This is a genomic window from Bacteroidales bacterium (assembly GCA_014860585.1).
GTDB lineage: Bacteria > Bacteroidota > Bacteroidia > Bacteroidales > 4484-276 > RZYY01.
The window spans coordinates 36,645-50,573 of the sequence record JACZJL010000102.1; the positions used below are offsets into that span (position 1 = coordinate 36,645).

7 protein-coding genes and 2 rRNA genes are annotated in these 13,929 nt (G+C 44.1%); 7 read left to right on the plus strand and 2 right to left on the minus strand.

The genetic code is table 11. From position 1 onward, the window contains the following. Positions 1-9 precede the first annotated feature (9 nt). From IH598_10645 to IH598_10675, 7 genes are all read left to right on the plus strand, one after another. Entirely contained in the window at positions 10-1,434 is a 1,425-nt protein-coding gene (locus IH598_10645; protein ID MBE0638968.1) for a SusD/RagB family nutrient-binding outer membrane lipoprotein, read from the plus strand. A gap of 184 nt (positions 1,435-1,618) precedes the next feature. Then, the gene (locus IH598_10650) at positions 1,619-2,335 is read left to right on the plus strand and encodes a hypothetical protein (protein MBE0638969.1); all 717 of its coding nucleotides are present in this window, start codon (positions 1,619-1,621) and stop codon (positions 2,333-2,335) included. Between the two features lie 46 nt (positions 2,336-2,381). After that, the gene (locus tag IH598_10655; protein ID MBE0638970.1) at positions 2,382-5,138 is read left to right on the plus strand and encodes a TonB-dependent receptor; all 2,757 of its coding nucleotides are present in this window, start codon (positions 2,382-2,384) and stop codon (positions 5,136-5,138) included. Then, positions 5,128-6,288, plus strand: coding sequence for a DUF4249 domain-containing protein (locus IH598_10660; GenBank protein MBE0638971.1), 1,161 nt, complete (start codon positions 5,128-5,130; stop codon positions 6,286-6,288). The genes IH598_10655 and IH598_10660 overlap by 11 nt, the downstream gene beginning before the upstream one ends. A gap of 12 nt (positions 6,289-6,300) precedes the next feature. Beyond that, entirely contained in the window at positions 6,301-7,494 is a 1,194-nt protein-coding gene (locus tag IH598_10665; protein ID MBE0638972.1) for a DUF4249 domain-containing protein, read from the plus strand. A 14-nt stretch (positions 7,495-7,508) separates the two neighbouring features. Continuing rightward, on the plus strand, positions 7,509-8,702 hold the full coding sequence (locus IH598_10670) for a DUF4249 domain-containing protein (GenBank protein MBE0638973.1): 1,194 nt from the start codon (positions 7,509-7,511) through the stop codon (positions 8,700-8,702). Between the two features lie 23 nt (positions 8,703-8,725). Then, positions 8,726-10,411 (plus strand): hypothetical protein, encoded by a 1,686-nt coding sequence (locus IH598_10675; GenBank protein MBE0638974.1) that lies wholly within the window; start codon positions 8,726-8,728, stop codon positions 10,409-10,411. A 346-nt stretch (positions 10,412-10,757) separates the two neighbouring features. Here the strand turns inward: IH598_10675 and rrf are convergent. Together rrf and IH598_10685 are read right to left on the minus strand one after the other, a co-directional pair. Further along, positions 10,758-10,867 (minus strand): 5S ribosomal RNA (rrf, locus tag IH598_10680). A gap of 74 nt (positions 10,868-10,941) precedes the next feature. Continuing rightward, a 23S ribosomal RNA gene (locus IH598_10685) occupies positions 10,942-13,762 on the minus strand. Positions 13,763-13,929 lie beyond the last annotated feature (167 nt).

Here is a 13,929-nt window from a genome sequence, read left to right on the forward strand (position 1 = left end):
CTTACAGACATGAAGAAAATTTTAATTGCATTTATAGTTTTAATGGGGATTTCAATATCTTGTACAAAGGATTTTGAAGATTATAATACTGACAAGAAACATCCAGTAGAAGTCCCGGGAAATATGTTATTTGCCAACGCCCAGAAAGCACTGGGTGACCAGATTGCCAGTACCAATGTGAACCTCAACGTATGGAAGCTTTTTGCCCAGTATTGGACCGAAACGACCTATACTGATGAAGCCAACTACGACATCATTAACAGAACCATTGCCGACCTTACCTTCCGTACTTATTACAGAACAATTCTGCGGGATCTTAAAGAAGCAAAGGATATCATTGCCACTGAAGATCCTGGCACTGATGCAATGGCAGCCAAAGCCCAAATGAATAGAATGTACATCATTGATCTTGTTTCAGTTTTTGCCTACCAGGAACTTGTTGACACATTTGGTGATATCCCCTATTCTGAAGCATTGGACATCGATAACATCACTCCGGTTTATGATGATGCTGCCGGAATTTATGATGATATGATTGCCAAAGCTCAGGCTGCAATAGCAGGTTTGGATGACAGCGGTGACAGTTTTGATGAATTCGATCTTTATTTCCATGGCGATGTAGCCATGTGGAAAAAATTCGGGAATTCATTACTCGTCAAATTGGGTATTCACCTTGCAAAAGTTAACCCGGCAAAAGCTAAAGCCACTATCGAAGGCGCCTATGCCGGTGCATTTCAGGAAGGTGAACTTTGTGAATTGGTGTATCCAGGTGGCGCCATGTCTAACCCACTCTATCAAGACCTTGTACAGAGTGGCCGTAATGACTTCGTTCCAGCCAACACCATTGTTGACCTGATGAATGACCTGGAAGACCCGCGTCGTGAGGCCTATTTTACCTTAGGACCAAACGAAGTTTATGAAGGCGGTATTTATGGCGAAAGCAGCGCCTTTGCCAACTACTCGCATATTGCCGACAGAATCCAGGAACCGACTTTCCCAATGACAATTCTGGACTATACAGAGGTTTCCTTCTACTTAGCCGAAGCAGCTCACAGAGGCTGGAGCGTTGGTGGTTCTGCTGCCGAACATTATGCCAATGCCATCACTTCATCATTTGATTATTGGATGGTAGATGGTGCTGCTGATTACATTACTGCCAATCCTTATGAAGGATTGGACGACATTGGCATTCAAGCATACATCGCTTTCTATGTCAGAGGCTTCCAGGGTTATACTTCTTACAGAAGACTTGGCGTTCCGGTGATGAATATTCCTCCGGGACCAGCAGAAAGTGCTGATGGCGCTGTTCCAAGAAGGTTTACTTATCCCGTAAACGAGCAAACACTCAACGGGGCAAACCGTCAGGCTGCTGTAACCAAACAATACCCAGCAGGTGACAGACTCTCAGGAAGGATTTTCTGGGATATTCCGTAATAAAAATCTAACTCAGCATAAAAAAGGCCGTCAAAATTGATGGCCTTTTTTACTCATGCACACGCCTAAATGAATAACCAGTTTATTTACCTGATCAACCCCCATTGATTTACTAATTTCAATACCTTTGTAATTACTTTTAAAAAATTACCAGAACTTACATACAGGTCATTTCAACATATTTATGGGTTTTTCTGTCAAATACACCTTCATTCTTCTTTTCCTATACGGAATTGCACAGCCTCTCCAGGGACAGGAAAAAGTTGAATTGGATGCATTGTTTGACTACTCTTCAACGATTCTTGGCACAAGTTCCTTTTTAGTTAATGGCTGGAAATACTATCCAGACCATTTTAATGCTGCCGGAAATCCATATTTTAACGATACAGCCTGGAGAAAAGGATCGTTGTCCTCGGGAAAGGATACCTTTGAAAATGTTTTTTTGCTCTACAATGTTCAAATGGACGAACTTGTATTAAGCGTTACTTTAAATGACGGAAGCCCGGCATTTGTGATGCTCAACAAAGATTTCATCAGCTCATTCTCAATCGGAAATCACCAGTTTGTAAACGGTGAAACATTTATTAGTACTCCTCAACTCACCGGATTCATAGAGATGATTTATTCCGGAAAATTTCATTTTTTTATAAAACACAAAAAAAACTTCGTTGGTAACTTTTCAGCTGACACACCAAATGGAAGTTTCTCCCGGCAGAGTTCTGTGATGTATCTCCTTATGGATGAGACACTGAACAAAATCACGTCAAAAAAATCACTGTTTGTTTTGTTTCCCGAACACAAAAAAGAAATGAATCATTTCATTTCCCAGCACAATATTCGTTTTAAAACTGCCGGCAACAGCCAACTTGAACAACTTCTGGAATACTGCAACGGGCTTTGACCCTAACCCAACTATGAAACATTTTTATAAACTTGTGATTGGATGCATGCTACTGTTTTTTGAAGTAGTAACCTATGCACAACATCCTGAAATATTGCTTGATGAGTCCTACAACAGACTAAAATGGGAAACTTTCACACAACAACTTGAGAAAGATCACGGAATTCGGTTTTTCTACCATCCCGATTCAATCCCGGAGCTAACCATATCTTTTTTACCCTCATCCAACAAACTTAGCCAGGTACTGGAAGAAACTTTTTCTAAAATTGGCGTCAACGTTACTACTGATGGTTTTGCGAACTATTTTTTGACAAGAGGTAAAAAATTAACCATGCATCTTCCAGATGACTTCTTCAGCAGAAGCAACCAGCCACAAAATGACACCATTGAACCGGTCAGTCAAAATATGGCCAACATGGATTTTTTGAGAACAACCAATGAATTCGTATCAAGGACATTTACAGTTGGTACAAAAGAGGCCGGGATTTATGCAAAAAAAACTGTTGTTTCAGGAATCATATTTTGCCTGAATGACAATGTTCCCCTTCCCGGCGCAACCATTTACATTGATGAAACAGAAACCGGCACAGTAGCGGATCATGCCGGGAAATACAGCATTCATCTAAACAAAGGGAAGTACACGTTTAAACTACGAAACATTGGCTATGAAGAAACAAGTTACAAGGTGGAAGTGCTCTCATCAGGCACACTTGATTTGTTTTTACCAAAAAAAGTATTCATGATGGAAACGGTTGAAATCCGTTCAGATGTTGAACACAATGTGAAAAGCGTTCAAATGGGATTTGAAAGAATCGCTGTTAAAGACATCAAGGAAATACCCACGGTGATGGGCGAAAGAGATATCATCAAGGTTGCGCTGTTGCTTCCCGGGATTCAAAGCATTGGCGAGGGGTCGTCAGGGTTTAATGTCAGAGGCAGCCCAACCGACCAGAACATTTTCTACATCGGTGAGGTCCCTGTCTATAACACTTCCCATCTTTTTGGCTTTTTCTCCTCTTTTAATCCGGACGCTGTAAGTGAGTTTAAGCTCTATAAAAGCAGCATACCGGCAAAATACGGTGGCAGGCTTTCATCCATTTTCGACATAAAACCCTGGCAGGGAAATATGAATAAATTTGGGGCAAGAGGAGGTATCAGCCCAATATCAGTGCGGCTACTTGCCGAAGGCCCCATCATTAAAGAAAAACTCAGTGCTGTGGCAGCTATCAGATCTACTTACAGCGACTGGGTTCTGAATTTTGTGACCGTACCTGAGGTTAAAAACAGCAGTGGCAATTTTGGTGATGGAATCCTCAATTTTACGTACGATTTGAACAATAAAAACAGGCTGAAACTATTTGGTTATTACAGTTATGACAATATAAACCTGGCATCAAAAGTAAACAATGAATACGAAAATTCTGGCGCTTCGCTCAATTGGTACCATACTTTCAATAAAAATCATGGCCTGGATTTTTCACTCGCTTACAGCAAATACAAATTTGATGAAGACAACTACGAATACATTGTTTCAGCTTATAGCCTTAATTACGAACTTCGACATCACCAGGCAAATTTTAATTTTAACTGGAAACCTGTTGATAACCATACCATAAATTATGGTACGAATTCAATTCTTTACCTATTGGATAATGGAATGCAGGTTCCATTCAATTCCGAATCATTGATTACTCCCATCAATCTTGGGGAAGAAAAATCTTCTGAATCTGCTCTTTATATTAGCGACCAGTGGGAAGTAAACCCGGTGCTGACAATTATTGGCGGTATTCGCTATAACTATTACAATTCGCTGGGAACAGCAGAGGTTTTTAAGTATAGGGAAAATTCACCAAAAACACCGGAAAATATCATTGACACGCTCAATTTTTCAAACAATGAAGTTGTTAAAAATTACAATGGGCTCGATTACAGGATTGGATTAACCTATTTGATTAATGAGCATACATCGATCAAAGCGAGTTATAACCGGCTGCATCAGTACATTTTTATGTTGTCGAACACCATTGCTGTTTCGCCGACAGACAAATGGAAGTTGACCAACTATAACATCGAACCAATGGTGGGTAACCAGTTTTCTTTGGGATTTTATTCCAATTTAAGGAACCAGAGCTATGAATTTTCGATTGAAGGTTATCTTAAAAAAACTGATCATCTTGTCGAATACAAGGATGGCGCAGAATTGATTGTAAACAAATACCCGGAACAGGATGTGCTGCAGGGCAATCTTGACGCCTACGGAGTGGAAATTATGCTACGCAAGCCTTTTGGAAAACTCAACGGCTGGGTAAATTACACCTGGTCGAAATCAACAGTTGTGGTTGATGATAAGGCAACCGGCGAGCAAAACAATTTCGGGCTGGCTTATCCTGCCAATTACGATAAACCCCACGCTGTGAATGTGGTGGCCAATTACAAAATCAGCAAAAGGGTGGGATTTTCAGGGAATGTGGTTTACTCAACCGGGCGGCCTATTACTTATCCCACTTCTATCTATTACCAGGACGGTCAGCCATTGTTGAACTATTCGCTGCGTAATGAGTATCGGGTTCCGGATTATTTCAGGGTTGATGCTTCATTCAAGGTAGAAGGAAACCTGAAAAAAAACAAGTTCCTTCATGGCTCCTGGATTTTCTCGGTTTATAATCTGACAGGAAGAAATAATGCCTACTCTGTATACTTCAAGTCAGAAGAAGGATACATCAGAGGTTACAAACTGTCGATTTTTGCCGTACCCATTTTCTCCATCACCTATGATTTTAAGTTGGGAAATTATGCTGATTAAATTGAACCCTATTGTTTCTTTTTTCTTAGCAGGCATTCTTTTCTCCTGCGAGGAGGAATTTCAACCCAAAATTGATCCCACTATTCAACATCTTTTAGTGGTGGACGGGATGATCACCAACCAGTCTGGCCCCTATACTGTGAAACTTTCGCTTTCGTCCAGCCTGGAGAATCCACAGTACATTCCTTTAACAGGTTATCATGTTCAAATTAATGATGATCAGGGAGATTCTGAGCAGCTAAGCGAATTCTTACCAGGTGAATATACAAGCCAGGCTGATGGAATCCGGGGTATCCCCGGCCGAAAGTATAACCTTACACTTATTTCACCGGAAGGTAGGCAGTATGCATCTGTATTTGAAGAACTCAGGGTACCTGCACCCATTGATTCGGTGTATCATCAGTTGGAATATCAGTCGGAGGAAGGACTTCCATATGAAATTGCAGGATACAGGTTTTATGTCAGCTCGGGTGTCGCCCCTGTCGACACTACCTATTTTTTATGGCGGCTTGAAAACACTTACAAATACGTGTCCGACTTCAAAATTTACTGGAAATGGGAAGGTGCTTTGCACCCTGTTTTCAACCATGACAGTTTACGTTTTTGCTACAAATCCACAGCCAGACCCGAGATCTATGTCATGCACACGGCCAACATGTCGCCACCAATGATTACCGGTTTACCAATGCACTTTGTTAGTACCGAAACCCGTGATCTTGCAGAGCGCTATAGTTTATTAGTAAAGCAATTTTCGATTTCAAAAACGGCTTTCAAATTCTGGCAGGTAGTGAAAGAGCAAAACACCGGTCTTGATGATCTTTACAGCAAACAACCCTTCCAGGTGAAGGGGAATATTATTAATCTCGATCAACCAGACGAAACAGTTCTGGGCTACTTCATGGTAGCAGGCGTTACAGAAAAGAGAATTTTTGTAAACAAACCGCTTTTCCCTGTTCAGATGCGATATGCAATCTGTGAATTTACAGAGGATGTGTACAGGAATTTTGGTGCACTCAGCGAATTTCCCGCATCATCATGGCCAATTTTTGCCACAAGAGGGCCGCTTGGAAATGCGCTCCCAAATCAGTGGTGCATGGATTGCAGATTAAACGGGGGTGTATTGGAAAAACCTGATTTTTGGATTGACTGATTTTAAAACAGCATGAAATCATTAAAACACTTCTATACGCTTAACCTGACATGGCCGGTTTTAATCAGCGGATTATTGCTTCTTACGGTTTCTGCCTGTGAAGAAAGATTTAATCCGGAAATCGATCCAAAATATGAAAATACGCTGGTTGTTGAAGGCGAAATATCAAATGCACCTGGGCCTTACTCAGTAAAGCTTTCTTATTCCGGATCGCTGGAATCAAATCAAGTTACACCGGTCACAGCAGCTATGGTTGAAATTATTGATAACCTTGATAATCATGAAGTATTAACCGAAACAATCCCGGGAACTTATATGACCAATCCTGAAGGAATTCGCGGGCAGGAAGGAAGGCTTTACAAAATCAGAATTTCTCTCCCTGACGGTAAAACTTATAATTCCGATTTTCAAAAACTCAGAACTCCTCCGGTAATAAAATCAATTGATTATGAAATCGAATACCAGAGCGATGTAAACCTGCCCTTTGACCTTGGTGGATACCGATTCTTTGCAAATACTGAAATTCCTTCAGGGGATACTGTCTATTATTTGTGGAAACTTACCGCTACTTATAAATACGCTGTCGACCTGATCATCCGTTGGATGTACGACGGACAACTCCACCCATTCACAAACTTTGATTCACTCAGGTATTGCTGGACAACCAGCAGGATCAATTCTTACTACCTCTTTAATAACGAGAACCTCAACATCTCGACTCTCGCTAAGTTTCCTCTGCATTTTGTCGGAACTGACGTAAGAGATCTGTCCATCAGATACAGTCTGCTGACCGAGCAATTAAGCATTTCGAAAGAAGCATATGAGTTTTGGAGCATTGTAAAAGAACAGAACGAAAATGTAGATGATTTGTATTCCAAGCAACCCTATCAGTTGAGGGGAAATGTTTACAATGCTGATAATATAAATGAACCGGTGCTTGGGTACTTTATGGTTGCCGGTAAAAGTGAAAACAGGATTTTTGTTAACCGCCCTGATTATCCGTTGATCATGCAATATCCTGAATGTAAATTAGTAGAGCAGGATTACATGAATTTTGGAATACTTTTTTATAGCTCCCCGGCTGAATGGCCGGAATTCGCCACTTTTGACAATAATGGGGTAAATGCCTATCCACCTCAGTCATGCCTCGATTGCAGGGAGAATGGCGGAACAATTGAAATACCGGATTTTTGGATCGATAATTAAGCAGGAATTCTTAAATGAAAAGCGTTACAAATCATATTGAAACTATTTTTCCCTTAATTGCAATCCTGGAAATTTGTCTGCTTATCTCATGCGAAGAACGCTTTACTCCCGAAATTGAAGGCAAGGACGAAAAACTATTGGTTGTTGAAGGAATGATAACTAACCTGCCCGGGCCATACACTGTTACGCTTTCTGTTTCCTCATCACCATCAGAACCTTTTTACACGCCGATATCGGGATATTCGGTCAGTATTCAGGATGATGCAGGTAATTCAGAAACACTCAGCGAAACTGATCCGGGAACCTACCTGACTTCCTTAAATGGTATACAGGGGATTTCGGGGAGGAAGTACCGGCTTGTACTTACCTCGCCGGAAGGTAAAAACTACCAGACCGATTATGAAATGTTGAACGAACCCATAAAAATTGATTCTGTTTATGCAGAAATTGAGTATACACAGATCGACGAATCTCCTTATCAACTGCCGGGATATAGATTTTTTGTGGATGCAAAAGAAGCTCAAAATGACTCAACCTGTTTTTTATGGCGCCTTGAAGAAACCTATCAGTACGAATCCGATTTCAAAATTTACTTTTCTTATTTTGACAGGATTGTTCATCCGGTGATCAATAAGGATACCCTTAAAAGATGCTGGCTGACTGAAAAAATAAAAGGTTTTTACCTTACCAACACCTTTTCTTTATCATCTCCTGAAGTTGAGCGATTCCCTTTTCATCTTGTACCAACTGACAATCGGAAACTTTCGATTCGTTACAGCTTGCTAACATGGCAGTATGTTATCAGCAAGGAGGCTTACATTTTCTGGCATAAAGTAATTGAACAAAATACCGAAAGTGATGACCTTTTCACAAAACAGCCTTATCAGATACGCGGAAATATATACAATCCCACTGATAATGGGGAAACGGTTCTGGGATATTTTTTAACCGCAGCAGTCTCGCAAAAAAGAATCTTTGTGAATCGTCCCGGGTATCCCATCGAAATGTATTACCCAAAATGCGAATTAAATATCAACGATTACGAAAACTATGGCTGGATGTTTCTTGGACCAGCGCCACCTGCAAGCAATCCCCTATTTGTAACTGAAGATGCAAACGGTGAGCGTGCACTCACACACCAGGCCTGTGTGAACTGCCTGTTAAAAGGAGGAACAACTGAAAAACCCGAGTTTTGGATTGATTACTAAATCATGATTTAAATAGTATGAAAATGAACATAAAAATTATCCTATTCATGCTCCTTCCCCTTATGGCTAGCGGACAAGTTCCGCTAGACAGCAAAAATGAGGATTTTGTATCAAATATCCAGGAGGATGTAATCTGTTACACCGATCGTGACCTTTACTTATCGGGTGAAGAAATATGGTTTTCCTCCATCATCCTGATCAATCAGGAACTTACGGATAAGGAACTCAGCAAGGTTCTTTACCTTGAATTAATTGGCCCAGATGCAAGTGTCATTCAAAGGGGAAAATATCTTGTAGAAAATAATATCAGTTCCGGGAGTATTCTCATTCCTTCTGAAACCTTGTCGGGAGTTTATTTCCTGCGCGTTTACACGAAATTCCAGCGGAACAGGTCCTCACAGGCTCATACATTAGTTCCAATAACCATAGTCAATACCGGATTTCCACTGCCAGCTTGCGAGGCCAATGATTCAGGCAAATTTATAACTAAACCTTCCGAAAATATTACCCTGAAAACTTCAAAACCAAATTACAGCCATCGCGAAAAAGTAACACTTGATATCAATTGGCCAGCAAATTTTAAAGGCGTATTTTGTGTTTCGGTGATCAGAAAAGGAACAATACTTAACCAGGAAATGTTAAATCAAACTTACAACCTGGAAAAAAACGGCGATAAAGAATGGACGGATTCAATTTTCTATGTTCCCGATGTTCGTGGGGTAAGCCTGAGCGGAAGTATAAGGGATAAAACCACACTGCAGCCCATTGAAAATATTAAAGTTTATCTCTCTGTTTTTGGTGAAAACAGGTTATTGCAAATGGCAAACAGCCAGAAAAACGGATCTTTTCTGTTCTCACCCGAGCTGCTTGAAAAGACGACAAATGTGTTTTTAAGCATTGACCCGGTAAAATATCCAAACAGTGAATTGCTGATCAATAATGATTTTTCCAGTTCATTGGCCGATTTACCGGCAACAAAGTTTAGCATCGACACATCATTTAAAAACCTGCTAACTGCCATGCTTGTATGCCAGGAGTCGAAAAAAGCATTCAATATCCAGAATCATATGGAGAATAAAAAACTGCAACCTACCAACATACCGGATCATTTCGACATTAACGTAATACTTGAAGATTACATTGAGTTGTCTTCACTCGAGGAGGTTTTTTTTGAAATAGTTCCGTCCGTATCTATAAAATCGGATGGGAAAGTGAAATATCTTGCTGTTGCAAATTATGAGACACAAATAGTTTCGCGTGCCGACCTTATTTTGCTGGATAATGTTCCAGTATTTGACGTTGAAGAACTTTTAAAAATTCCGGTCAGATCAATCCGGACCATTCAGGTAATGAACCGACCCTACTACCTGGGAGACCATCTTTTATCAGGCATCATTTCGATTACCACAAAAACTGGAAATTTTGGGGGTTACAAATTCTCTCCTCAATCCATTTTTCTTGAATATCAAAATCTTGCAGTAAACAAGACATTTCATTCAACTGATTACACAATTGATAGTTTATTTAAACTCCCAATTCCAGACTTTAGAACAACACTATTTTGGAAACCCCTAAGCAAAACCGGCCTATCAGTTCATGTCATTTCGTTTGATGCTTCAGACGAAGCCGGAACATTTGAGGTCATTATTCGGGGAATTACAGTTAAGGGCGAACCGATTTATGGCACAACGGAATTCGTAATCGATTAGTCTTTAAATATATAAACCCATATCTGGATAAATAATGACTAAAATCATTTCAACAAAGCCATATTAAATATCGAATATTGTGTTCAGATTATTCCTCTGTAAAACAATTCATCGACCTGCAAGGTTTTGGGAAATATAGTGATATTGTTTGATTATGAACAGGCACATGGAAAACCGGATAGTATTTTGATCGGCGAAAATATGGAACGAATGGAATAAATCCCGGGAAAAGGTGAATTACAAAACTTCAGATTAGCATATCAAAGTTAAGGAACAAATGTGGAAGTTCATAAATTGGTTGTTAATGGACATAAAAAAACCCCGACATGAGCCGGGGTTTAAAAAAGATTGGCGACGACCTACTTTCCCACCTGACGGCAGTATCATCGGCGCTGGTGGGCTTAACTTCTCTGTTCGGAATGGGAAGAGGTGAACACCACCGCTAAAGTCACCATAAGATCATCAATATCATATGACATATAAAAGAAAGAAAATACACTAATTTGAGTCTGAAAAAGAGATCACGACTGTAGAAAGCGTTCGGGCAATTAGTACTGCTCGGCTTTGATGTTACCACCTTTACACCTGCAGCCTATCAACGTCCTGGTCTTGAACGGCCCTTAAAGGAAACCTCATCTTGAGGCGAGTTTCGTGCTTAGATGCTTTCAGCACTTATCTCATCCAAACGTAGCTACCCTGCGGTGCAGCTGGCGCTACAGCAGGCACACTAGAGGTTTGTCCAACCCGGTCCTCTCGTACTAAGGTCAGCTCCTCTCAAGTTTCCAACGCCCACAACAGATAGAGACCGAACTGTCTCGCGACGTTCTGAACCCAGCTCGCGTGCCATTTTAATGGGCGAACAGCCCAACCCTTGGGACCGGATCCAGCCCCAGGATGCGATGAGCCGACATCGAGGTGCCGAGCCTTGTCGTCGATGTGAACTCTTGGACAAGACTAGCCTGTTATCCCCGGGGTAGCTTTTATCCGGTAAGCTACGGCCTTTCCACTCAGCGCCGTAGGATCACTAAGTCCGACTTTCGTCTCTGCTCGGGCTGTTCCCCTCGCAGTCAAGCGGGCTTCTGCCTTTGCACTCTTTGGCTGGTTTCCATTCAGCCTGAGCCCACCTTTGAACGCCTCCGTTACCTTTTTGGAGGCGACCGCCCCAGTCAAACTGCCCACCTGCCACTGTCCCCAGCTTCCGCCAGGTTAGGGTCAAGGCACAGACAGGCTGGTATTTCACCGTCGGCTCCACCGAAGCTGGCGCTCCGGCTTCCCTGCCTCCCAGCTATCCTACACAGTCTGCCCCCTAACGCCATGACAGGCTACAGTCAAGCTCCACGGGGTCTTTTTGTCCAGCTGCGGGTCACGCGCATCTTCACACGTACTTCAATTTCGCCGGGTCCCTCGTTGAGACAGTGCTCCACTCGTTACGCCTTTCGTGCGGGTCGGAACTTACCCGACAAGGAATTTCGCTACCTTAGGACCGTTATAGTTACGGCCGCCGTTCACCGGGGCTTCAATTCAGAGCTTATCACCCCTCCTCTTAACCTTCCGGCACTGGGCAGGCGTCAGCCCCTATACTTCCGCTTTCGCGTTAGCAGAGACCTGTGTTTCTGGTAAACAGTCGGCAGAGCCTTTTCACTGCAACCGCCTCGCGGCGGCACCCCTTCTCCCGAAGTTACGGGGTCTTTTTGCCGAGTTCCTTAACGAGGGTTCTCCCGTTCGCCTATGTATTCTCTACTTGTCCACCTGTGTCGGTTTGGGGTACGGGCACGTGCTTTCATCGCGATGACGCCTTTTCTTGTCCCCAGGTCCCGCACACTTCCGCGCTTGCGCGCCGGCATCACGGGCGTTACCCGCTTGCCACCTGCTTCCAGTCACAGGCTGTGCCTTCCCAGGGCTGTCGTCATCCCTCCCACACGCGGTACCGGAATGTTCACCGGTTGTCCATCGCCTTCCGCCTTCCGGCTGCGGCTTAGGCCCGACTAACCCGACGCGGACTGACCTTCCGTCGGAACCCTTCGACTTTCGGCGTTCCAGGTTCTCACTGGAATTGCGCTACTCATGCCAGCATTCTCACTCGCGCCCACTCCAACTCAGGTTGCCCCTGAGCCTTCTCCGCTGGCGCGACGCTCTCCTACCACTGACTGAACTTCCGTCCAGCCAGTCCCTGACTTCGGTGCTCGGCTTCAGCCCCGTTCCATTTTCCGCGCACGCGCGTTCGACCAGTGAGCTGTTACGCACTCTTTCAAGGGTGGCTGCTTCTAAGCCAACCTCCTGGCTGTCTGCACACGCGCACATCGTTTCCCACTCAGCCGAGACTTGAGGACCTTAGTCGCGGGTCTGGGTTGTTTCCCTTTCGACGCCGAAACTCATCTCCCGACGCCCAACTGCCCGGCTCCCCGGCAGGCATTCGCAGTTTGCCTGGGTTCGGTAAGCTAACGCCCCCTAGCCCAAGCAGCGCTCTACCTCCTGCCGTCATCGCCGAACGCTCGCCCTAAAGCGATTTCGGAGAGAACAAGCTATCTCCAGGTTCGTTTGGCATATCACCCCTAACCACAACTCGTCCCAATGGTTTGCAATCCAAATGGGTTCGGGCCTCCCGTCCGTGTCACCGGACTTTCACCCTGGTCATGGTTAGCTCACCTGGTTTCGTGTCCAATCGATGCCACTGCGCGCCCTGTTCAGACTCGCTTTCGCTGCGCCTGTGGGTGTCGCTCCCTTCGGCTAGCCACACCGATTGACTCGCTGGCTCATGCTCCAAAAGGCACGCCATCAAGGGATTGCTCCCTCTCTGACCGTCTGTCAGCACACGGTTTCAGAGTCTGTTTCACTCCCCTCGCCGGGGTTCTTTTCACCTTTCCCTCACGGTACTGTTGCGCTATCGGTCGTCCAGTGTATTTAGCCTTGGAGGGTGGACCCCCCTGCTTCCCACCGCGTTAGCGTGCGCTGTGGTACTCAGGCTGCTCCCCGCCGCTGTCCCCCTTCGCCTACGGGACTATCACCCTTTTCAGTCGCGTTTCCCACCGCCTTCGGCTCAGATTTCAGCAGCTTCTGGAAGGCCTACAACCCCAGCGGTACCTGACCGCTGGTTTGGGCTGTTCCGCGTTCGCTCGCCACTACTAGCGGAATCGTTTCTTTTCCTCGGGCTACTGAGATGTTTCAGTTCACCCGGTTCCCTCTGCTCACACAATGAGCAGTAGCAGGAGTTGACCCTGCTGGGTTTCCCCATTCGGACATCGCCGGCTGATCACGCCTGCACACGGCTGACCGGCGCTTAACGCAGTGTACCACGTCCTTCATCGGCACTGGACGCCCAGGCATCCCCCGTGTGCCTACTCTTGTTTTGTCCTGGTTCGACGGAGAAGCTGGTGCTTTCAGAAGTACTCACGCCGGACTGTCATCCCGACAGCCCGACCCCGGCTGACTGGCGTTTCCCAACGCCGCCGCCGGTTTCGCTTGCGCGTCCCTCTGTTGCTTGCTTGTTTGCTGTTATTCACTTGTTAAGCTGCCGGAGA

Coding starts and splice junctions, on each gene's coding strand:
- IH598_10655 (MBE0638970.1), top strand. CDS start 2,382: ATGCTACTGTTTTTTGAAGTAGTAACCTATGCACAACATCCTGAAATA.
- IH598_10675 (MBE0638974.1), top strand. CDS start 8,726: ATGAACATAAAAATTATCCTATTCATGCTCCTTCCCCTTATGGCTAGC.
- IH598_10670 (MBE0638973.1), top strand. CDS start 7,509: ATGAAAAGCGTTACAAATCATATTGAAACTATTTTTCCCTTAATTGCA.
- IH598_10650 (MBE0638969.1), top strand. CDS start 1,619: ATGGGTTTTTCTGTCAAATACACCTTCATTCTTCTTTTCCTATACGGA.
- IH598_10665 (MBE0638972.1), top strand. CDS start 6,301: ATGAAATCATTAAAACACTTCTATACGCTTAACCTGACATGGCCGGTT.
- IH598_10645 (MBE0638968.1), top strand. CDS start 10: ATGAAGAAAATTTTAATTGCATTTATAGTTTTAATGGGGATTTCAATA.
- IH598_10660 (MBE0638971.1), top strand. CDS start 5,128: ATGCTGATTAAATTGAACCCTATTGTTTCTTTTTTCTTAGCAGGCATT.